General features: G+C 33.1%; 2 protein-coding genes. Both read left to right on the top strand.

The annotated features are described in order from the left end of the window. The first annotated feature begins 179 nt into the window (after positions 1–179). Entirely contained in the window at positions 180–365 is a 186-nt protein-coding gene (locus tag DESAMIL20_RS02045) for a hypothetical protein (protein ID WP_086033211.1), read from the top strand. After that, the coding region (locus tag DESAMIL20_RS02040) for a hypothetical protein (protein WP_143340225.1) at positions 352–596 on the top strand (245 nt) is incomplete at its 3' end. The genes DESAMIL20_RS02045 and DESAMIL20_RS02040, both read left to right, overlap by 14 nt.

Here is a 596-nt window from a genome sequence, read left to right as displayed (position 1 = left end):
CAGCCCTCGGCTAACGACAAGCAAATTTTGCAACAGCAATAAAAAAAACAAAATAATAAAAAATAACCTGTTTTTTATAGCAGGTTATTTTTTTTTCTTGACTTTTCATATTTTAAGATTATAATATAGTAAGATAGCAGTTTAAACTGCTATCTAAATTTTAAAAAGGAGGTGCAAGTATGGGTAAAAAAGAAACTTTAACAATAACAGTTAGCGAACAGCTAAAAAAGAAAGTTAAAGTTTTCGTTGCGGAACATAGCACAACGATTAACAAAATAGCATCAGACTTTCTTGAATGCTATTTAGACCATTATAAAGAATTTGGCAAACTTTGCCAGAAAGGAGGTGATGATGAGAAAAATTAAGTTTTTAGGGTTAGGGTTGCTTTTATTAGGTTTAAGTTTCAACTTATACAGCTGTGCGGGCTACACAACAGCGGCAATTTCAAGTCATGCTAATAGTAAATACGAAGCTATTAACTTACAGCCAGAGGCAGAGAAAAACATACAACAGACTTATAACGCTACATTAGACACTCAAAAGCAGTATCCCACAGGGACGATAGATGTGGTGTTTAATGACTTAGCGGTAAGAAT

The organism is Desulfurella amilsii (assembly GCF_002119425.1).
Taxonomy (GTDB): Bacteria; Campylobacterota_A; Desulfurellia; order Desulfurellales; family Desulfurellaceae; genus Desulfurella; species Desulfurella amilsii.
This window is presented reverse-complemented; position numbering and strand designations above follow the sequence as displayed.